General features: G+C 74.8%; 22 protein-coding genes. 13 read left to right on the top strand and 9 right to left on the bottom strand.

What is annotated here, in order from left to right:
* The first annotated feature begins 62 nt into the window (after nucleotides 1-62).
* A complete protein-coding gene (locus tag ABTX81_RS18795; RefSeq protein WP_350546816.1) occupies nucleotides 63-194 on the top strand; it encodes a hypothetical protein in 132 nt (43 codons plus the stop codon).
* On the opposite strand, the gene ABTX81_RS18790 is transcribed toward ABTX81_RS18795, so the two are convergent.
* Both ABTX81_RS18790 and ABTX81_RS18785 read right to left on the bottom strand, forming a co-directional pair.
* Nucleotides 163-1023, bottom strand: a complete 861-nt coding sequence (locus ABTX81_RS18790) for a GNAT family N-acetyltransferase (RefSeq protein ID WP_350546813.1) — start codon at nucleotides 1021-1023, stop codon at nucleotides 163-165. The genes ABTX81_RS18795 and ABTX81_RS18790 overlap by 32 nt on opposite strands.
* 107 nt (nucleotides 1024-1130) lie before the next feature.
* A complete protein-coding gene (locus ABTX81_RS18785; protein WP_350546810.1) occupies nucleotides 1131-2078 on the bottom strand; it encodes a MerR family transcriptional regulator in 948 nt (315 codons plus the stop codon).
* A 70-nt stretch (nucleotides 2079-2148) separates the two neighbouring features.
* Here ABTX81_RS18785 and ABTX81_RS18780 point away from each other — a divergent pair, with 70 nt between their 5' ends.
* On the top strand, nucleotides 2149-2781 hold the full coding sequence (locus ABTX81_RS18780; protein ID WP_350546807.1) for a response regulator: 633 nt from the start codon (nucleotides 2149-2151) through the stop codon (nucleotides 2779-2781).
* Between the two features lie 11 nt (nucleotides 2782-2792).
* Here the strand turns inward: ABTX81_RS18780 and ABTX81_RS18775 are convergent, their stop codons facing one another.
* Nucleotides 2793-3674 (bottom strand): transglutaminase family protein, encoded by an 882-nt coding sequence (locus ABTX81_RS18775; RefSeq protein WP_350546804.1) that lies wholly within the window; start codon nucleotides 3672-3674, stop codon nucleotides 2793-2795.
* Between the two features lie 119 nt (nucleotides 3675-3793).
* A complete protein-coding gene (locus ABTX81_RS18770; RefSeq protein WP_502892804.1) occupies nucleotides 3794-4840 on the bottom strand; it encodes a GNAT family N-acetyltransferase in 1047 nt (348 codons plus the stop codon).
* Between the two features lie 130 nt (nucleotides 4841-4970).
* Between ABTX81_RS18770 and fdxA the strand changes: the two genes are divergently transcribed.
* On the top strand, nucleotides 4971-5297 hold the full coding sequence (fdxA, locus tag ABTX81_RS18765) for a ferredoxin (protein ID WP_030061559.1): 327 nt from the start codon (nucleotides 4971-4973) through the stop codon (nucleotides 5295-5297).
* Nucleotides 5298-5317: 20 nt separating this feature from the next.
* Nucleotides 5318-6481: a succinyldiaminopimelate transaminase gene (gene dapC, locus ABTX81_RS18760; protein WP_350546799.1), complete on the top strand. Its 1164-nt coding sequence runs from the start codon at nucleotides 5318-5320 to the stop codon at nucleotides 6479-6481.
* Nucleotides 6482-6564: 83 nt separating this feature from the next.
* Here the strand turns inward: dapC and ABTX81_RS18755 are convergent, their stop codons facing one another.
* Together ABTX81_RS18755 and ABTX81_RS18750 are read right to left on the bottom strand one after the other, a co-directional pair.
* Nucleotides 6565-7353, bottom strand: coding sequence for a hypothetical protein (locus ABTX81_RS18755; RefSeq protein WP_350546796.1), 789 nt, complete (start codon nucleotides 7351-7353; stop codon nucleotides 6565-6567).
* 302 nt (nucleotides 7354-7655) lie between these two features.
* On the bottom strand, nucleotides 7656-8660 hold the full coding sequence (locus ABTX81_RS18750; RefSeq protein WP_350546793.1) for a VldE C-terminal domain-containing protein: 1005 nt from the start codon (nucleotides 8658-8660) through the stop codon (nucleotides 7656-7658).
* A 136-nt stretch (nucleotides 8661-8796) separates the two neighbouring features.
* Between ABTX81_RS18750 and dapE the strand changes: the two genes are divergently transcribed.
* Together dapE and ABTX81_RS18740 are read left to right on the top strand one after the other, a co-directional pair.
* Nucleotides 8797-9870, top strand: a complete 1074-nt coding sequence (gene dapE / locus ABTX81_RS18745) for a succinyl-diaminopimelate desuccinylase (RefSeq protein WP_350546790.1) — start codon at nucleotides 8797-8799, stop codon at nucleotides 9868-9870.
* A 113-nt stretch (nucleotides 9871-9983) separates the two neighbouring features.
* Nucleotides 9984-10793 (top strand): LOG family protein, encoded by an 810-nt coding sequence (locus tag ABTX81_RS18740; protein ID WP_350546787.1) that lies wholly within the window; start codon nucleotides 9984-9986, stop codon nucleotides 10791-10793.
* 31 nt (nucleotides 10794-10824) lie between these two features.
* Here ABTX81_RS18740 and folP read toward each other — a convergent pair whose 3' ends face one another.
* Nucleotides 10825-11637 (bottom strand): dihydropteroate synthase, encoded by an 813-nt coding sequence (gene folP, locus ABTX81_RS18735; protein WP_350547071.1) that lies wholly within the window; start codon nucleotides 11635-11637, stop codon nucleotides 10825-10827.
* Nucleotides 11638-11793: 156 nt separating this feature from the next.
* On the opposite strand from folP, the gene ABTX81_RS18730 reads away from it, so the two are divergent.
* Nucleotides 11794-12246 (top strand): DivIVA domain-containing protein, encoded by a 453-nt coding sequence (locus ABTX81_RS18730; RefSeq protein WP_350546784.1) that lies wholly within the window; start codon nucleotides 11794-11796, stop codon nucleotides 12244-12246.
* Entirely contained in the window at nucleotides 12243-12830 is a 588-nt protein-coding gene (locus ABTX81_RS18725; protein WP_350546781.1) for a DNA-3-methyladenine glycosylase I, read from the top strand. The genes ABTX81_RS18730 and ABTX81_RS18725 overlap by 4 nt, the downstream gene beginning before the upstream one ends.
* 18 nt (nucleotides 12831-12848) lie before the next feature.
* Here ABTX81_RS18725 and ABTX81_RS18720 read toward each other — a convergent pair whose 3' ends face one another.
* A complete protein-coding gene (locus ABTX81_RS18720) occupies nucleotides 12849-13649 on the bottom strand; it encodes an enoyl-CoA hydratase-related protein (protein WP_350546779.1) in 801 nt (266 codons plus the stop codon).
* 298 nt (nucleotides 13650-13947) lie between these two features.
* On the opposite strand from ABTX81_RS18720, the gene ABTX81_RS18715 reads away from it, so the two are divergent.
* The gene (locus ABTX81_RS18715; protein ID WP_014137929.1) at nucleotides 13948-14115 is read left to right on the top strand and encodes a DUF3117 domain-containing protein; all 168 of its coding nucleotides are present in this window, start codon (nucleotides 13948-13950) and stop codon (nucleotides 14113-14115) included.
* Nucleotides 14116-14224: 109 nt separating this feature from the next.
* Here ABTX81_RS18715 and ABTX81_RS18710 read toward each other — a convergent pair whose 3' ends face one another.
* On the bottom strand, nucleotides 14225-14857 hold the full coding sequence (locus tag ABTX81_RS18710) for an O-methyltransferase (protein WP_350547068.1): 633 nt from the start codon (nucleotides 14855-14857) through the stop codon (nucleotides 14225-14227).
* Nucleotides 14858-15187: 330 nt separating this feature from the next.
* On the opposite strand from ABTX81_RS18710, the gene sigE reads away from it, so the two are divergent.
* From sigE to ABTX81_RS18690, 4 genes are all read left to right on the top strand, one after another.
* Complete coding sequence (sigE, locus tag ABTX81_RS18705) at nucleotides 15188-15928, top strand: RNA polymerase sigma factor SigE (protein WP_350547066.1); 741 nt, start codon at nucleotides 15188-15190, stop codon at nucleotides 15926-15928.
* On the top strand, nucleotides 15925-16926 hold the full coding sequence (locus tag ABTX81_RS18700; RefSeq protein ID WP_350546776.1) for a zf-HC2 domain-containing protein: 1002 nt from the start codon (nucleotides 15925-15927) through the stop codon (nucleotides 16924-16926). The genes sigE and ABTX81_RS18700 overlap by 4 nt, the downstream gene beginning before the upstream one ends.
* A 139-nt stretch (nucleotides 16927-17065) precedes the next feature.
* The gene (locus ABTX81_RS18695) at nucleotides 17066-17509 is read left to right on the top strand and encodes a sec-independent translocase (RefSeq protein ID WP_350546774.1); all 444 of its coding nucleotides are present in this window, start codon (nucleotides 17066-17068) and stop codon (nucleotides 17507-17509) included.
* A gap of 219 nt (nucleotides 17510-17728) precedes the next feature.
* Nucleotides 17729-18403 carry a hypothetical protein gene (locus tag ABTX81_RS18690; RefSeq protein ID WP_350546772.1) on the top strand — a complete coding sequence of 225 codons (675 nt, stop codon included), beginning with the start codon at nucleotides 17729-17731 and terminating at the stop codon, nucleotides 18401-18403.
* Nucleotides 18404-18481 lie beyond the last annotated feature (78 nt).

Here is an 18481-nt window from a genome sequence, read left to right as displayed (position 1 = left end):
ACTCTCCGCCCCGCCCGCCCGGCGTGGCGGCGCCGCTCCCGGGCGCGGGCAGCATGACGGGCATGCCGAAGCCTGTCGCGGTGGTGCTCGTCGTCCTGCTCCTCGCCCTGATCCCGTGCGCCGCCCGCACCGAGGCCCGCGCCGCCGGCGCGGGGCCGGCGCCTACGGACGTTCGAACCGCGCCCGCCGGGTGACCCGGGTGAACCCCAGCTCCCGGAACAGCGCCGCCGAGGCCGGGTTGTTCACGTTCACGTCCAGGAACACCTCCGCGTCCCCGGCCGCCCTCAGCCGCTCCAGGGCCGTCACCGCCAGCGCCCGCCCGAGCCCCCGCCGCCGCCACCCGGGTACGGTCCCGACCTGTACCAGGAACCCTTCGGCACAGGCCACGAACCCGACCGGCGTCCCCTTCGCATCCCGCGCCACCAGGGAGGCGCCGGGCCGGAAGTCGTCCTCGACCAGCCAGCTCACCCACTGCTCCAAGGTCAGGCCGGGGAACCCCGGCCGGTCCGCGAACGACGCGCAGTAGGCCTCGTAGAACGCCCCCCTGGTCCCCGCGCCCCACTCCTCCACCCGCACCCCGTCCGGCAGGACGGTCTGCTCCAGCGGCGCCTCGGGGCCCAGCCGGAACACGTCCTCCGCGAACACCTGTCGCAGCCCCCGGGAGCGGAACAGCTGCTCGGTGGCGGGCGTCAGCGCCTCCGTCTCCACCTGGACGACGGTCTCCGCCACCGCCATCAGCCGGTCCAGCAGCTCCCCGCCGAGCCCCCGCCCCCGGACGTCCGGGTCCACCGCTCCCACCAGCGACCAGCGGCCGATGAGGGGCCGGGCCGCCCCGCAGGCCACCAGCCTGCCGTCCTCGTACGCCCCGATCCGGACGGCCCCCGGCCCGTCGTAGCGCCGGTCGACGAAGGACGGCTCGCCGGTCACCGGCAGGCCCCCGTCCACCGCGAGGCACCGCCGCACCACCGCCAGGACCGCCCCCGGCTCGCCGTCCGGGAGCACCTCCCGCCACTCCACGCCCATCCCCGCCCGCCTCCCGCTCCGCTCCAGTCCTCCCCGCATGCCATCCCGAAAGTCTCCCGGGCGCAACCGGGTTACGGCCGTGCGGAGCGGGAGGCCGGCCCGACGTCCTACTCCAGCGAGGCCCGCAGGGCGGCGGTGAACCAGGCGAAGACCTCGCGCAGGCTCTCCTGGACCGGCCAGCCGTTGATGGTGGCCAGCAGGTGCCAGTAGCGCTCGGCGCGGGCGTCGTCGGCGGTCTCGACGCGGTCGAGGATCCAGGCCCGCAGGGCGGCGTCGTCGGGGCGGCCGAAGGTGTCGGCGTAGGCGGCGGTGAGGGAGTCGAGGACGGGGGCGGCGGCGGGCGAGCCGGGGGCGATGCCCTCGGCGACGGCCGCGGCCACGGCGCCGCGGACGGTCTCGGAGAGGGCGATGTGCAGACCGGTGTCGTCGCCGGCCGCCCGCTCGGCCGCCTGGTGGGCGGCCATCCGGCGGACCGCGGCGCGGAAGTCCTCGTCCTGCACGAGCTCGCCCAACTCGATCCAGGCGTCGATCTGTTCGGCGGTCGGCTCGTCCGGCAGCTCCGGCATGGCGGAGCGCATCATCGCGACGAACTCCGGGTCGGCGTCCAGGCCGCCGAAGGTGGCGTCGATGAAGTCGTGGATCAGGCGCCGGCGTTCGGCGTCCGACAGTTTCGCGAGCTGGTGCATGCGTCTCATCTCCTCGGTCGTGGAGCCGCGTCCGGCGATCGCCCGCAGCACCGTCCGGCGCAGCCGGAGCGTGCGGATCTGCACGTCCAGCGCGTCGGCGTGCGCGGCCGCCACCTCGCGCAGCGGGGCGGAACGGTCCAGCACCCGCCGCACCGTGGCCAGGTCGAGACCCAGCTCCCGCAGGGTGCGGACCAGGTCGAGCCGGGCCAGCGCGTGCACGTCGAAGCGGCGGTAGCCGGCCGGCGTACGGGTGGTGGGCGGGACGAGTCCGGTGTCGGCGTAGAACCGGACGGCCTTCACCGTGAGCCCGGTGCGCCTGGCCAACTCGCCGATGGAGTACAGGGTGGTGTGCAGTTCGTCGTCCCGCATGGCCCCCAGCTTGGTGTCTCCCCCCGGAGGAGACTCAAGCGGGAACCGGTACGCCGTAGGGTCGGGCGGCATGAGTGACATTCGGAACGACCGCCCCTCCGTGCGGGTGCTGCTGGCGGAGGACCAGGGGATGGTCCGGGAGGCGCTGGCCGCGCTGCTCGGGCTGGAGGGGGACATCGATGTCGTCGCCCAGGTCGGACGCGGTGACGAGGTGCTGGACGCGGCGATCGCGCACGACGTGCAGGTGGCGGTGCTGGACATCGAGATGCCGGGGATGACCGGGATCGAGGCGGCGGCGCTGCTGCGCGAGCGGCGGCCGCAGACCAGGGTGGTGATCGCGACGACCTTCGGCCGCCCCGGCTATCTGCGGCGGGCCATGGAGTCGGGCGCGGACGCGTTCCTGGTGAAGGACGCCCCGGCCGCCGAGCTGGCGGAGGCGATCCGCCGGGTGCTGCGCGGCGAGCGGGTGATCGACCCGGCGCTGGCCGCGGCCGCGCTGGCCGAGGGCGCGAACCCGCTGACCGCCCGCGAGCGGGACGTGCTGGCGGCCGCGGCGGACGGCGCGGTGAACGCGGACATCGCCGGGCGGCTGCACCTGTCGGAGGGGACGGTGCGCAACTACCTCTCGATGGCGATCCAGAAGACCGCGGCCCGCAACCGCACCGAGGCGGTCCGGATCGCCCGCGAGAAGGGCTGGCTGTAACCCGGGAGGGGTCAGTTCAGCCGGTGGCGGGCGGCCCTGGCCTCCTGGCGGACCTTGGCGGCGGAGTCCGGGTCGAAGGCGTCCAGGATCCCGGCGTACTCGTCCATCTCCTGCGCCCCGCCGAGGAAGTCGCCGGTGCGCACCAGCAGCTCGGCGCGTTCGAGGCGGAGCTGGGCCGGGTGGCGGGGGAGCAGCAGGGCGAGCTCGGTGGCCCACAGCTGGGTGCGGGCGTGCTCGGGGCGGTCGGCGGCCCAGGCCCGGATGTTGCCGAGCACCCGCAGCACCACGTCCAGCGGCTGCGCGGGCGTGAGCAGCTCGGGCGTGAACTCGTGCCCGCCGGCGCGCACCAGCCGGGCCACGTCGTCGAGGTCGAGCAGCCGGCCGCCGTGGAACGGGTCGGCCAGGACGAAGTCGTCGCCGCCGGCGGGCCCGCCGACCGCGACGATGAAGTGGCCGGGCAGGGCGATGCCGTGCACGGTGAGCCCGGCCCGCCGGGCGACGGCGGACCAGACCAGCGCGAGCATGATCGGCAGCCCGCGCCGGCGCCGCAGTACGTCGGGCAGCAGCGAGGACTCCAGCCGCCGGTAGTCGGACTGCCGCCCGTGGAACCGCTCGCGCCCGCCGAGGACGGCCGCCAGCAGCGCCGCGGTCTCCTCCGGTCCGGCCGGGGCCCGCTCGGCGACGGCGAGCCGGACGGCGCCCGCGTGCCGCTCCAGGGCCGCCGAGCAGGCGGCGAGCAGGGCGTCGACGGAGGGCGGGCCCTGGAGGTCGTCCGGGTCCCCCGGGTCGGGGGCGCGGGTGTGCTCGGCGGCCGCGAGCAGGCAGAGCAGCACCGGATCGGGGTGCTCGGCCCGGGCCTCGGTCCGGAAGCGTGCTCTGCTCTGCTCGGTCACGGCGGTGGCGGCGGCTTTCGTTGGACGGGTGGACAGACAGGCGGTTCCAGGCGGACGGGCGGTTTTGAAGCGGGCGGTTCCGGGACGGGCGTTCCGGGACGGGCGGTTCCGGGGCGCGCCTACCCCTGGGGCAGGAGCGCGTAGTGGTAAGTGTGACTGGTCGTGAAGCCCAACCCGGCATAGAGCGCGATCGCCCCGGCGTTCTCCGCCTCCACCTGCAGGTAGGCGCCGGTCGCGCCCTCCTCGGCGGCCCGGGCGGCGAGCACCGCCATCACCGCGGTGGCCAGGCCGCGGCGGCGGGCCCACGGCGCCACCTCGACGGCGCTGAAGCCGGCCCACGGGCCGTCGACGACACAGCGTCCGATCGCCAGCACGGGCGGGGTGCCGTCGCCCTCGGTCCCGCAGCCGTAGGTGTCGTGGACGGTCGCGAACCAGACCGAGGGGCCGCCGTGGACCACCGCGCGAGCGGCCTCCTCCACCGCCGGATCGCCGCTCACCCGCCGGTACAGCGACATCCAGTCGGCGGAGGCGGTCCGCGACAGCCGCACCCGCTCCCGGCCGGCCCGGTCCCCGAGCCTGCTCAGCGGCGCCGGCCCGGCCACCTGGACCAGGGTCGGCGCGTACGCCGCGCCCAGCCGGTCCAGCTCGGCGCGCAGCGGCTCCGGCGAGCCGGGGGTGGTGACCTCCACCCAGGCCGGCAGCCCGCGCGCCGCGTACCACTCGCGCGCGGTGGTGAGCGCCTCGTCCAGGGGCACGCCGGGGTCGCCGAGCGCCTGCACGGAGTTGGCGCGCCGGGTGAAGCCGGCCGAGGCGCGCAGCGTCCAGGCGCCCAGCCGCGCCTGTTCGACGGCGGGCCAGCCGCGCGCGGCGACCCGCTGGAGCCCGGCCGGGTCGGCCGGCGGCAGCGGTGCGCGCCGGGCCGGGAAGAGCGGCACGGGTTTGGCCGCGACCAGCAGCCTCTCGTCGAAGGAGACCGGATCGCCGGCCCTGGGCACCACGGTCAGCCCGGTGTCGTCCCAGGATTCGAGCACACCGATCACATCGCGGAACACTGGCCGGTTGTCGCCGGTGAAGCCGGAGAGCCGCCGGACACTGACCCTGCGGCCCACGTCAGAGCGATCCATCCGGACCTCCGGACGGTCCTGAACCGGCCCTTCGGCGGTCATCTGGGCACCTCCTGTGCATTTGCGGTCTCCGACCCGCGATACTAGGGGCGGGCATCGACGACGCCGCGCTCACCCGCGCACGCGAGAAAACAGAATGGGCCGCCGAGCCCTTCCGAGGAGGAACGACAGCGTGACCTACGTCATCGCGCAGCCTTGTGTCGACGTCAAGGACAAGGCGTGCATCGAAGAGTGCCCGGTTGACTGCATCTACGAGGGCGAGCGATCGCTCTACATCCACCCGGATGAGTGTGTCGACTGTGGCGCTTGCGAGCCGGTCTGCCCGGTCGAGGCGATCTTCTACGAGGACGACACGCCGGAGGAGTGGAAGGACTACTACAAGGCGAACGTCGAGTTCTTCGACGACCTCGGCTCGCCCGGCGGCGCGTCGAAGCTCGGCCTGATCGAGCGCGACCACCCGTTCATCGCCGCTCTGCCGCCGCAGAACGCCGACCACTGACGACTGGTGGCAACTGAGCTGTGAGTACCAAGAACAGCACGCACGCGCCGTTCCCGGGCCACCCGGGGGCGGCGCGCCGCGTTTCCGACCTGCTGCCGGTGTTCCCCTGGGACAAGCTGGAGCCGTACAAGGCGACCGCGCTGGCCCATCCCGGCGGGCTCTGCGACTTCTCCGTCGGCACCCCGGTCGACCCGGTGCCCGAGGTGATCCAGAAGGCGCTCGCCGCGGCCACCGACACGCCCGGCTACCCGACCGTCTGGGGCCCGCTGGAGCTGCGCGAGGCGATCGCCGGCTGGCTGCGCCGCCGGCTGGGCGCCGAGATCGGCCCGCAGGCCGTCCTGCCGACGGTCGGCTCCAAGGAGCTGGTGGCCTGGCTGCCGACCCAGCTGGGCCTCGGCCCCGGCGACCAGGTCGCCTACCCGCGGCTGGCCTACCCGACGTACGAGGTGGGCGCGCGGCTCTGCGGCGCCGAGCCGGTCGAGTACGACTCGGTGGACGAGCTGGACGGCTCCCGGGTGCGCCTGCTCTGGGTCAACTCGCCGTCGAACCCGACCGGGCGGGTGCTCGGCGCGGGGGAGCTGCGCCGCGCGGTGGAGTGGGCGCGCGAGCACCGGGCGCTGCTGGTCAGCGACGAGTGCTACCTGGAGCTCGGCTGGGAGGCCGAGCCGGTCTCCGTGCTGCATCCCGAGGTGTGCGGCGACGGCGGCCACGAGGGCCTGCTCGCGGTGCACTCGCTGTCCAAGCGCTCCAACCTGGCCGGCTACCGCGCGTCCTTCGTGGCGGGCGACCCGGTGGTGGTCAGGGAGCTGCTGGAGGTGCGCAAGCACGGCGGGATGATCGTGCCGGCCCCGGTGCAGGCGGCGACCGCCGCCGCGCTCGGGGACGACGCGCACGTCGCCGAGCAGCGGGAGCGGTACGCGGCCCGGCGGGCGGCGCTGCGGGCGGCGCTGGAGGCGTACGGCTTCCGGATCGAGCACTCCGAGGCCAGCCTCTACCTGTGGGCGACCCAGGACCGGCCGTGCTGGGAGACGGTGGCCGAACTCGCCGGTCTCGGCATCCTGGTGGCGCCCGGCGACTTCTACGGTCCGGCGGGCGCGCGGTTCGTGCGGGTCGCGTTCACCGCGACCGACGAGCGGGTCGCGGCGGCCGTCGAGCGGCTGCACGCGGCCGCCACCGCGCGGTAGGCCGGCCGGCACACGAGGGGCCGGCGTCCGGGAAACCAGGACGCCGGCCCCTCGCCGCTGTGCGGACCGGCCGATGGGCCGGCTCAGCCGATCGGCAGGCCGCTGAGCGAGCCGCCGTTGAGGCCGCCCAGCAGGCCGCTGACCGGGCCGAGCGCGCTGGTCAGGCCGGACAGGCCGTTCAGCGGGCTGTTCGGGCCGAGGTCGGCGCCGCCGAGGCGGTTGGCCGACCCGTGCTCCGCCAGGCCCAGCAGGTCGGCGGCGGGCAGGTCGGCGGGCAGCGCCCGGGTGACCGTGCCGATCGGCAGCGCGTCGGTGACCGTGCCGGTGCTGGGAATGGCCTGGGCGACCCCGCTCGCGCCCGGGACCGCCCCGGTGAGGGTGCCGGTGGTCTGGGCGAGCCCGCCGACCGGGCCGGCGCCGGCCTGCGAGCTGCGCTGCGGGGTGACGCTCTTGCCGGTGACGGCCTCGCCGAGCTTGCCGGCCAGGGTCCGGGCGAGCTTCGGGGTGACGGCGGAGAGCTCGCCGGTGGTGGCGGCGGTCTGGTCGAGCGGGGCGGTCAGCGAGCTCGCCTTCTCGTTCGCCTCGGGGAGCTGCTGGGCGACGATGCTGCCGGTCGCGTCGGCGGCGGCGGGCACGCCCGCGGCGACGGTGGCGGCACCGGTGTTCCCGGCCGCCTGGCCCAGCTGGTGGGTGGTGTGCTGCAGGGTGGACCCGGCGTCGGTGTTGGTGAGCTGGCCCAGCGGGGCGGCCAGGTCGCTCTTCGGCAGCAGGGCGTCGGCGGCGGACGCGGAGCCGGCCGCGACCAGCGGGGTCGCGCCGGCCGCCACGAGCAGTGCGGCCTGGGCGATCCGGCGCGTGAGGGGGTGAGACATGGGGCTCCTCGGAGGGTCTGGGTCCGTCCCGTCCGCCGGGCGGACGACGTTGTTACCGCTTGAGAAGCCAGAAGGTTGCGGCCCGTGCAAGGAAAGCGCCGGGCCGACCATCGGATGGTAGGACCGCTCACGGAGCCGTTCCGGGCACCGGACCGGGGGTGCGCGCCCATGACGGGCCAAGGGGAGTGACGGTTCTGCGCCCCGCCCGCCCCGGCCGGGGCGCCGTCCACCCGGGTTGACGCGAATCACCCGGGCGGCGGCAACCCGGACACCAGTGCGTCAACGGCCCCGGCCCGCGGGTCTCAGCCCTTCGCGGGGGCGGCCAGCGAGACCAGCACCAGTTTGGTCGACGTCCCCGTCGGCTGCGGCTTCCAGCCGTCCTCGGACTTCGCCTGCCGCCAGATCCTCCCGTCGTACGCGACGGTCTCGATGCCCAGCTTCTGCGCCTGGGTGACCGCCCAGTGCGCCACCGCCCAGCCGTTCTGCCGCTCGGCGTCCGGGCCGGAGTCGGTGGACGCGGTCGGGTCCGGGGTCAGCGAGACGGCGTTCTCCGCGCCCTTGACCGTGGAGGTGTAGCCGGTGGCCGGGGTCACCGTGCGGCCGAACTCCCGGCGCACCCGGTCGCTCAGCACCTGGGCCCGGTCCGGGCGGGCCGGCGCGGCCCCGGCCGGTGCCGGGCTCTGGCTCTCCTCGTCGGCGTCCGGTGCGGCGAAGTCGTGCACCACGCAGTTCAGCGAGGCCGCCTCGCGGCCGGTCAGCGCCGAGGCCAGCAGGGTGGCCTTGGTCTCGTGCTTGGCGTAGGCCTGCGGGTAGCCGCTCTTCTGCACCTGCTGGGCCGCGTCGGTCAGCGGCAGCCGGGTGTAGCCGGGGACCTTGACCAGGCCGTCCAGGAACTTGTTGGTCGCGTAGACCGGGTCCATGATCTGCTGCACGGTGCCCCAGCCCTGCGAGGGCCGCTGCTGGAACAGGCCCACCGAGTCCCGGTCGCCGCCGGACAGGTTGCGGATCTTGGACTCCTGCATCGCGGTGGCCAGCGAGATGGTCACCGCCCGGTCCGGCAGGCCGCGGGAGTGCGCGACGGCGGCGATGGTCGCCGCGTTGGCCGCCTGCGGGACCTCCAGGGTGCCCTCGCCGGCCGGTGTCTTCACCGAGCAGCCCTCGGGGGTCAGCAGTTTGTTGTCGCGCAGCCAGAACACCGCCACCGCGACCACGGCCAGCACCAGCACGCCGATCAGCACCGCCCGCAGCGGCCTGCGGCGCCGCGGCGCCGCGTCCTCGCCACCCCCGCCGCGCTCTCGCCTCGCCACCGCCGCCCCTCTCCGCCGAGCACATCCGAACCGACACCGTACCCACTCGGACGGGTGTGCGGGGCCCGGCGGTTGCCGCTCTCCTGTCACAGCGTCGCCACAAGGGGCTCCGGCAGGCGGACTAGGCTGGGCAACCATGAGCAGCCCGAAGACGCCCCTGGACCTCACCCTCGACGGCGGCGCGCTGACCGCCCAGCTGGTCGACTTCCCCTCCGTCAGCGGCGACGAGCGGGCGCTCGCCGACGCCGTGGAGACGGCCCTGCGGGTCTACCCGCACCTGACCGTCGACCGGTACGGCAACAACGTGGTGGCCCGCACCGGCCTCGGCCGCGCCGAGCGCGTCGTGCTCGCCGGCCACATCGACACCGTGCCGATCGCCGACAACGTGCCCTCCTGGGTCGAGGGCGACCTGCTCTACGGCTGCGGCACCTCGGACATGAAGGCCGGCGTCGCCGTCCAGCTCCGGCTCGCCGCCACCCTGCCCGAGCCCAACCGGGACCTCACCTTCGTGTTCTACGACTGCGAGGAGGTGGAGGCCGCCCGCAACGGCCTCGGCCACCTCGCCCAGGCCCACCCCGACTGGCTGGCCGCCGACTTCGCGGTGCTCATGGAGCCCAGCGGAGCGGTGGTCGAGGGCGGCTGCCAGGGCACCCTGCGCGCGCAGGTCCGGCTCGGCGGCGTCCGCGCCCACGCGGCCCGCAGCTGGCTCGGCGACAACGCCATCCACAAGGCCGGCGAGGTGCTGCGCCGGCTCTCCGAGTACCGGGCGCGGAAGGTCGAGATCGACGGCCTCGAGTACCACGAGGGCCTCAACGCGGTGCGCATCGACGGCGGTGTGGCCGGCAACGTCATCCCCGACGAGTGCGTGGTGACGGTCAACTTCCGCTTCGCCCCGGACCGCGACGAGGCCGGCGCCGAGAAGCACGTGCGCGAGGTCTTCGACGGCTTCGAGGTCACCGTCACCGACTTCGCCCCGGGCGCGCTGCCCGGCCTGAACCAGCCGGCCGCGCAGGCGTTCCTCGCCGCGACCGGCGGCACCGCCCGCGCCAAGTTCGGCTGGACCGACGTGGCCCGGTTCAGCGCGCTCGGCGTCCCGGCGGTCAACTACGGTCCGGGCGACCCGAACATGGCGCACAAGCGGGACGAGCACTGCTCGCTGAGCGCCATCGCCACGACCGAGGAGCGGCTGCGCGCCTGGCTGACCGCCTGAGCCGACCGCCCGGGCCGGCCGTCGGGGCCGGCGACCGGAGGCCATCTTCCGGTCGCCCAACCGACCTTCGGACGTTGCCTGAAAAAGCGGAGGGGCGGGCGTAGGGTTTCGTCATGACAGGCACTGCAGACGAGAAGCACTACGGTCACGGCCCCGAGCAGGTGGGCGAGCCGGGTCCGAAGAAGGCGTGGCCCGAGAAGCAGAAGGGCCCGGTGCTGGTGCGCCGGGACCAGGTCGGCGAGAGCACCACGGACCAGCGCCTGCTGGACACCACCGGCCCGACCGACTGGCTGCACACCGACCCGTGGCGGGTGCTGCGGATCACCTCCGAGTTCGTCGAGGGCTTCGGCGCGCTGGCCGAACTCCCGCCCGCGGTCAGCGTCTTCGGCTCCGCCCGGACGCCGGTCGACTCGCCCGAGTACGCGGCGGGCGTGGCGATCGGCCGGGCGCTGGCCGAGGCCGGCTACGCGGTGATCACCGGCGGCGGCCCGGGCGCGATGGAGGCGGCCAACCGCGGTGCCTCGGACGCCGGCGGGCTCAGCGTCGGGCTCGGCATCGAGCTGCCGTTCGAGCAGGGGCTCAACGAATTCGTCGACCTCGGGCTGAACTTCCGTTACTTCTTCGTCCGCAAGACGATGTTCGTGAAGTACGCGCAGGGTTTCGTGGTGCTGCCCGGCGGGCTCGGCACCCTGGACGAGCTGTTCGAGGCGCTCACCCTGGTCCAGACGAAGAAGGTCACCCGCTTCCCGGTGATCCTCTTCGGCAGCGCCTACTGGGGCGGGCTGGTCGACTGGCTGCGCGACACCCTGGTCGCGCAGGGCAAGGCTGCCCCGCGCGACCTGGAGCTGTTCCACGTCACCGACGAGATCGACGAGGTCATGAAGATCCTCGCCGACGCCCGCCGTCCGGTGAACGAGATCTAGCGCGAGCGCCCCGGAGGCGAGCCGAGCGCCATCAGGAGAGCCCCCGGCGGGCGACCGCCGGGGGGCGGGTGCCGCGGATCGAGGCGACCATGTCCAGCACCTGCCGGGTCTCCGCCACCTGGTGCACCCGGTACACCTGGGCGCCCAGCCAGGCGGAGACCGCCGTGGTCGCCAGCGTGCCGAGCAGCCGCTCGTCCACCGGCTTGTCGAGCGTCTCGCCGACGAAGTCCTTGTTGGACAGCGACACCAGCACCGGGAACCCGGTCGCGGTCATCTCCGGCAGCCGCCGGGTCGCCTCCAGCGAGTGCCGGGTGTTCTTCCCGAAGTCGTGCCCCGGGTCGATGATCACCGCGTCCCGCCGCACGCCCAGCTCCACCGCCCGCTCGGCCAGTCCGACGGTCACCCGCAGGATGTCCGCCATCACGTCCTGGTAGCCGACCCGGTGCGGCCGGGTGCGCGGCTCGGCGCCCCCGGCGTGGGTGCAGACCAGCCCGGCGCCGTGCCGGGCGGCCACCTCGGCCAGCCGTGGGTCCACCCCGCCCCAGGCGTCGTTCAGCAGGTCGGCGCCCACCTCGCAGACCGCCTCGCCGACCTCGTGCCGCCAGGTGTCGACGCTGATCACGGCCTGCGGGTGGCGCTCGCGCAGCTCCGCCACGAACGGCACGGTGCGCCGCAGCTCCTCCTCGACGGTCACCTCCTCGCCGGGGCCGGCCTTCACCCCGCCGATGTCCAGGATCGCGGCGCCCTCGGCCATCGCGCGGTCGGCGGCGGCGAACGCGGCCTCATCGGCGAACGTCGCGCCCCTGTCGAAGAACGAGTCGGGCGTGCGGTTGACGATCGCCATGATCACCAGCTCGTCGTCGCCGAACTCCCGTGGTCCCAGGCGCAGTGCCACCGATGTCTCCTCCACAGCTGCTTCGGGTGCGATGATGGCCCCCGGCCCATCGGGACCATGATCCCACTCCAGTCGGGGCCGGCCGGAAAATCGGGAGGACCGCTCGTGTTCTGGGTGATCGTGGTGGCGATGGCCGTGGTGGTCGGCGGTGCCGCGCTGGTGGCACTGGGCGGCGGCGGTTCGCTGCCGGAGGCCGTGCAGGACCGTATCTCCGCCCGGCTCCCGCAGGACCGCCCGCTGGGCCAGGGCGACGTCGAGGCGCTGCGGCTGCCGATGGCCGTGCGCGGCTACCGGATGGACGAGGTGGACGACGTCCTCGACCGGCTGGGCGCCGAACTCGCCCACCGTGACGCCCGGATCGCCGAACTGGAGGCGCTGGCCGCGGTGCGCGGCGCCGTCGAGGCCGACGGCCGCCCGGAGCCCGGCGCCGAACCGCTGCCCGGCCTGGAGGAGTTCGCCCGGGTCGTCGAGCCCGCCGTCGTCCTCGCCAAGACCCCTTCGGCGCAGCCCTCCCCGGCGCCGGGGCCCGAGGACGCCAAGCCGGAGGAGTCGCGGTGAGCACGGAGCCCGGCGGCGCGGTGCTCGGCACGGACGGGCTGCGCCGCTGCGGCTGGGGCGACTCGTCGGACGACTACCGCGTCTACCACGACACCGAGTGGGGACGCCCGGTGCACGGCGACGACGCGCTGTTCGAACGGGTCTGCCTGGAGGCCTTCCAGTCCGGCCTGTCCTGGATCACCATCCTGCGCCGCCGCGAGGGCTTCCGGGCGGCCTTCGCCGGCTTCGACATCGCCGAGGTGGCCGGGTTCGGCGAGGCCGACGTGGAGCGGCTGCTCGCCGACACCGGCATCATCCGCAACCGGGCCAAGATCGAGGCGGCGATCGCCAACGCCCGGGTCGCCCGCGACCTCGAGGGCGGCCTGGACGCGCTGATCTGGCAGTTCGCCGGTGACCCGGACCGGCCGGCGCCCCGCACGCTCGGCGAGGTGCCGGCCGTCACGCCCGAGTCGACGGCGCTGGCCAAGGCCCTGAAGAAGGCCGGCTTCCGGTTCGTCGGCCCGACCACCGCGTACGCGCTGATGCAGGCCTGCGGCCTGGTCGACGACCACCTGGCCGACTGCCACGTGAGAAGCGGCGGGTGAGCCGGACCACCGCCCCGATCACCGGCCCAGGTACGTCGGCTTCTCCTTGGCGATGAAGGCGCGGACCGCGATCCGGTGGTCCTCGCTCTCGCCGGCCAGTGTCTGCAGCTCGTCCTCCTTGTCGAGCAGTTCGCTCAGCGCGTGCGAGGCGCCGTACGCCAGCGACTCCTTGATCGCGCCGTAGGCCACCGTCGGGCCCTCCGCCAGTTCCTTGGCGAACTCCCGGGCGGCGGCGGCCAGTTCGGCGGCCGGCACGACCTTGGTGGCCAGGCCCAGCTCCCTCGCCTCGGCCGCCTTCACGGTGCGCGGCAGCATCAGCAGCTCGGTCGCCCGGGCGTGCCCGACCAACCGGGGCAGCGTCCAGGAGGCGCCGGAGTCGGCGGTCAGCGCGATCCCGGCGAACGCCGTGTTGAAGCCGGCGGTGTCCGAGAGGATCCGGAAGTCGCAGGCGAAGGCCAGCGAGGCGCCCGCGCCGGCCGCCACCCCGCCGACCGCCGCCACCGTCGGCTTGCGCATCCCGGCCAGCGCCCGCAGCAGCGGGTTGTAGTGCTCGGCGACGGTCTTCAGCGCGCCCTCGCCGGTCTCCTCGGCCCGCTTCAGCAGGCCCAGGTGCTCCTTGAGGTCCTGCCCGACGCAGAACGCCCGGTCGCCCGCGCCGGTCAGCAGCACCGCCCGCACCGCCGGGTCCTCGGCGGCCGCGGTCACGGTGTCGCGCAGCGCCACCTTGGTCGCCACGTCCAGCGCGTTCATCGCCTCGGGGCGGTTGACGGTGATGACGGCCAGGCCGCCGTCCAGCTCGTACAGCACGGAATCGGACATGGGCGAGGGCTCCCTTGCTCGTGATCGGCTCTGATCGTCGCTGCCAGGATGCCGGAGAGCCCGGCCGCCTGGGGAGTGTGAGGTATCGCACCTTTCGGCGGCGTACGGACCGCCGCCGCGCCGGGGCTTATGCCGGAAAATGTGCGGGATTGCGGTGGTCCGGACGAGGTTGCACCGAGAGTGATGTTGGTCATCAGGCCGTGGCATGCGGGATAATGGCTTCCGATCAATGCGTTCGATACCGGCGGTGGACGGACTGCCGGTGCGTAGCTGAGCGGTTGCAGGAAGGGGAACGAGCATGGCGGCCATGAAGCCGCGGACGGGTGACGGCCCGCTCGAAGTCACCAAAGAGGGGCGGGGCATCATCATGCGCGTTCCGCTCGAAGGCGGCGGACGCCTTGTGGTGGAGCTCACGCCTGACGAGGCCGACGCCCTCGGCGAGGCCCTGAAGAAGGCCTGCGGCTGACCGCAGCGGGTGCTCGCCATCTCCTGGAGATGTGCTGCCGGGCCCGGGTACGACCATCGCGTCGGCCCGGGCCCCGTACTTTTCCGGGCGGCGCCCCCGAGCGCTCCGGCTAGCGCTTCACGGCGCAGAGCAGCCCGTCCGAGACCGGCAGCAGGGCGGGCAGCAGCGCCTCGCTCTCCCGGACGGCCTGGACCAGGTCCCGCACCGACTGCGTCTGCGGGTCCTGCAGCTCCGGCTCGGCCAGCCGGCCCTCCTGGAACACGCCCTCGAAGCAGACCATCCCGCCCGGCCGCAGCAGCCGCAGCGACTCCGCCAGGTACTCCCGGGACTCCGCCGGGTCGCCGTCGCAGAACACCAGGTCGTACTGGCCGTCCGCGAGCCGAGGCAGCACCTCCAGCGCCCGGCCCGGTATGAACCGCGACCGGTTGGCCGCGAACCCGGCCGCCTGGTAGGCCTCCCGCGCCAATTGCTGGCGCACCGGCTCGGAGTCGACGGTGGTGAGCACCCCGTCCGGCCGCATCCCGCGCAGCAGGTAGACCCCGGAGACACCCGTCCCGGTGCCGATCTCGGCCACCGCCTTGGCGTCCAGCGCGGCGGCCAGCAGCCGCAGGCAGGCGCCGCCGCTCGGTCCGATCGCCCGGATCCCGGTCCGCGCGGACTGCGCCCGGGCGTAGGTCAGCACCGCGTCCTCGCCGACGTAGGTGTCGGCGAGAGCCGCGCGTGCGGGCCCGAACTCGCTGATGGCTGCCTCTTTCGGAGCCCCGGGTGACGGCCCGGCGCCGAGCGGATGTCGATATTTCCTGCCACAGATTACTGGCCGGACGGGAACCGCGTACGGCGGCGGGCCGTTGGTTCGGCAGGGACCGGGGGAACGGGACGTCCCGGACACCCTCCGGGCCGGTCAACCGGCCGGCCGGTCCCGGGCGGTTCTTATCCGGGCTTGACGGGCGAGGTGGATATGGTGGTGGCCCTGCTGGGCAGAAGAGCCGACCGAGGAGGTGTGGCCGAGGGCGACGTCCCTGTGCGGCGGCACTCCCGCGGCACCGCGTCGACCCGTACGCCGAAGCCCGTGATGAACCAGCCTGCGCACTCCACCCTGGACCAGCCGGCCCCCGCGCCCGAGGCGCCCGCCGCCGGCACCGCCGAGGCCCCCGCCCTCGCGACCTTCGCCGAGGGCCCCGACGCGCAGACCTGGACTCCGCCCAGCTGGGAGGAGATCGTCGAGGCCCACAGTGCCCGCGTCTACCGCCTCGCCTACCGCCTGACGGGCAACCAGCACGACGCCGAGGACCTCACCCAGGAGGTCTTCGTCCGGGTGTTCCGCTCGCTGTCCACCTACACCCCCGGCACGTTCGAGGGCTGGCTGCACCGGATCACCACCAACCTGTTCCTGGACATGGTCCGCCGCCGTCAGCGGATCCGCTTCGACGCGCTCGGCGAGGACGCGGCCGAGCGGCTGGCCTCCCGCGAGCCCAGCCCGGCGCAGCACTTCAGCGACACCCACTTCGACGCCGACGTCCAGCACGCGCTGGACACCCTGGCGCCCGAGTTCCGCGCCGCCGTCGTGCTCTGCGACATCGAGGGCCTCTCCTACGAGGAGATCGCGGCCACGCTCGGCGTCAAGCTCGGCACCGTCCGCAGCCGCATCCACCGCGGCCGCTCGCACCTGCGGGCCGCGCTCAAGCACCGCGCCCCCGGCTCGGCCCCCGGCCGTGAGCGCCGCGGCGGCGGCGAGGAGCAGCCGGTGCCGGTCGGCGCCGCCGCCGGTGGGGCCGCGGTCGCGCCGGGCGGGCGCGGACGGAGGCGATCGTGAGCGGAACCGGCCGATCGGGGCCGGGGCATCCGGAGACGCCCGGCCGCACCCTCGCCCGTCGCGCGGGCTGGCCCGCACTGGGCCGCCGGGGCCAGGACGGGCCCGCCGCCGACACCGCGCCGCATCCGGCGCCCCCGGGAGAGCCGGCGCTGCGCGCCGTCGCCGTGCGGGCCGTCGAGCCCGCCGCCGAGGAGCACCACCTCGGGGAGCGGCTCTCCGCCTTCGTCGACGGTGAACTCGGCCACGACTCGCGCGAGCGCGTCCAGGCCCATCTGGCGACCTGTCCGCAGTGCCTCGCCGAGGCCGACGAGGGCCGCGCCGTCAAACACCTGCTCACCCGCACCGGCACGCCCGGCCCGTCCTCCGGGCTGATGGCCCGGCTGATGGCCGTCGGCGCGCTCCCGGAGGACGAGCGGCAGCCGCGCGCCGACCGCCCGCGCCGGGACGACGACGACCTGCCCGGCGGCGGTGTCGCGGCCGCCGGCACGCTCGGCGGCAGCCGGCTGGACGGCGGCTCGTTCGGCCGCGGCGCCGGGGCCTCCTTCGGCGCGGGCGCGCTCGGCGCCGACGCTCCGGTGCCCGGTGTCGACCCCCGGGCCTTCGGCCGCGGCTCGGTGCTGCGCCCGCTGATGGGCCGGCGCTCGCCCCGCCCCGACGCCCCGGTCCAGCCGCTGGCGGCCGCCGCGGCCGCCCCGGTGGTCCGGCAGGCCCCCGCGCGCGGGCGGCGCTTCGTCTTCGCCGCGGCCGGCGCCTTCTCGGTCGCCGCGGTGACGCTCGGCGGCGTCGGCACCCTCGGCGGCGGCGACGACCAGCACGGCACCACGGTCAGCCCGGCCGGCGGCGGCCGGGGCGGGATGCTCCCGATGAACGCCCAGGTGCCGGCGGTGGACCTGCCGGTGCGCCCGGTGGCGGTCACCCGGGGCACGACGCCGCCCCACGAGCTGCCGGACCGCTCGCCGAGCTCCGGCGTCGCCGGCCTGCACCACGAGAACAGATAGGTCCCACGGGTCCCTCGCGGCCCTGATCATCGGCGGGTCTTCACCACGGCTTCATCACACCGGGGGTCATGGACCCGCCGATGGCCATTACGCTGTGAGGAGCGTCTGTCCGATCCGATCGCGAGCTTAGGGAGCTTTGGTGTTCAGCGACGTGGGCACACTGGAGATCCTGACCCTGGTCATCATGGCCATCGTGATCTTCGGTCCGGACAAGCTGCCGAAGCTGATCCAGGACACCATGGGCTTCATCCGGAAGATCCGGTCCTTCGCGGACACCGCGAAGGAGGACATCCGCAGCGAGCTGGGCCCGGAGTTCAAGGACTTCGAGTTCGAGGACCTCAACCCGAAGACCTTCGTGCGCAAGCAGCTGATGGGCGGCGACGAGGACCCGCTGGGCCTCAAGGAGATGCGGGACACCCTCGACATCCGCTCGGTGCTGGACGACAAGCCGGCCGCCCCGGTGAACGGCACCGGCCGCTCGGGCAGCGTCTCCTTCGACAAGGCCGCCGCCCCGGCCCCCGCCTCCGCCGGCGCCCCGCTCGCCCCCGGCGAGCGCCCGCCCTTCGACCCCGACGCGACGTAATTCGCCCTGACTCGATGCGCGATCGCTGACACCGGGCCCCGCCAACCCCACGGTTGAGCGGGGCTCCGGCGTACGCGCCGCTATTGTGCTGATTGTTCCCGCTGTGCCGTCCGTCACTTCCGGTCCCGTCCGGGGCGAAGGCGGTCGGTGGGGGCGCCGCGGTACGCCACGATGGGAGCGTGCCACGGCAGGCAAACGTCGTTTGAGGAGGCCCCGGGGATGGACGCGACGAGTCAGGCGGTCGGGACGGCCACGGCGGGCGGACCCGTGGTCGGCGGGCAGGCCGGCCCGGCGGACCCGCTGGTGCCGTACCTGTCCGCGGACTTCCCCTGGTACGGCCTGGACGAGGGCTGGAGCGGCCGCCGCTTCCTGCTGCCGAGCGGCTTCGGCGGCCCGCGGGCCGGCGCGCACGGCACCGTCGACTACGGCAGCCTCGGCCACGGCGAGGAGCCGGCCCGCCAGTACGAGCCGCGCGACGTGCGGAAGTTCGCCGTCGTCGTCACCGTCGCCCGCCGGGAGAGCCGCCGCAGCGCCGACAACACCGGCACCCTGGAGGCGACGTCCGCCTCCTCCGCCGCCTGGCTGGCGAGTTCCGGCCTGCTCGCCGCCACCTGGCCCGGCCAGCTGGACCGCGCGCGGCGCCAGGACTGGCTGGACCAGCAGTCCACGCTCGCCTGGGACCTCGCCGACGACCTGGAGGGCCCGGGCTGGTCCACCCTCAGCCTCCCGGTGAACGGCCTGCCGCAGCCGTTCCGCTACCGCGAGTCCGAGTACGGCTGGGTGCTCGCGGGCGAGGCCCCGGGCGTCCTGCTCGGCGCCTACGGCCGCGGCGTCAGCGCCTACGGCGCCGGCTTCGCCGCCGTCCCCGACCTGGTCGCCTACACCCGCCCCTAGGACGCCCTGACCCCCGCAGAACGCCCGCAGGGGCCCGCCGGACGCTCCGGTGGGCCCCTGCGGGCGTTTCGGCCGACG

It is taken from the genome of Kitasatospora sp. NPDC097605 (assembly GCF_040302725.1).
GTDB lineage: Bacteria > Actinomycetota > Actinomycetes > Streptomycetales > Streptomycetaceae > Kitasatospora.
This window is presented reverse-complemented; position numbering and strand designations above follow the sequence as displayed.

Coding starts and splice junctions, on each gene's coding strand:
- ABTX81_RS18795 (WP_350546816.1), top strand. CDS start 63: ATGCCGAAGCCTGTCGCGGTGGTGCTCGTCGTCCTGCTCCTCGCCCTG.
- ABTX81_RS18790 (WP_350546813.1), bottom strand. CDS start 1,023: ATGGGCGTGGAGTGGCGGGAGGTGCTCCCGGACGGCGAGCCGGGGGCG.
- ABTX81_RS18785 (WP_350546810.1), bottom strand. CDS start 2,078: ATGCGGGACGACGAACTGCACACCACCCTGTACTCCATCGGCGAGTTG.
- ABTX81_RS18780 (WP_350546807.1), top strand. CDS start 2,149: ATGAGTGACATTCGGAACGACCGCCCCTCCGTGCGGGTGCTGCTGGCG.
- ABTX81_RS18770 (WP_502892804.1), bottom strand. CDS start 4,840: ATGACCGCCGAAGGGCCGGTTCAGGACCGTCCGGAGGTCCGGATGGAT.
- ABTX81_RS18755 (WP_350546796.1), bottom strand. CDS start 7,353: ATGTCTCACCCCCTCACGCGCCGGATCGCCCAGGCCGCACTGCTCGTG.
- dapE (WP_350546790.1), top strand. CDS start 8,797: ATGAGCAGCCCGAAGACGCCCCTGGACCTCACCCTCGACGGCGGCGCG.
- ABTX81_RS18740 (WP_350546787.1), top strand. CDS start 9,984: ATGACAGGCACTGCAGACGAGAAGCACTACGGTCACGGCCCCGAGCAG.
- folP (WP_350547071.1), bottom strand. CDS start 11,637: ATGGCGATCGTCAACCGCACGCCCGACTCGTTCTTCGACAGGGGCGCG.
- ABTX81_RS18720 (WP_350546779.1), bottom strand. CDS start 13,649: ATGTCCGATTCCGTGCTGTACGAGCTGGACGGCGGCCTGGCCGTCATC.
- ABTX81_RS18715 (WP_014137929.1), top strand. CDS start 13,948: ATGGCGGCCATGAAGCCGCGGACGGGTGACGGCCCGCTCGAAGTCACC.
- sigE (WP_350547066.1), top strand. CDS start 15,188: ATGAACCAGCCTGCGCACTCCACCCTGGACCAGCCGGCCCCCGCGCCC.
- ABTX81_RS18690 (WP_350546772.1), top strand. CDS start 17,729: ATGGACGCGACGAGTCAGGCGGTCGGGACGGCCACGGCGGGCGGACCC.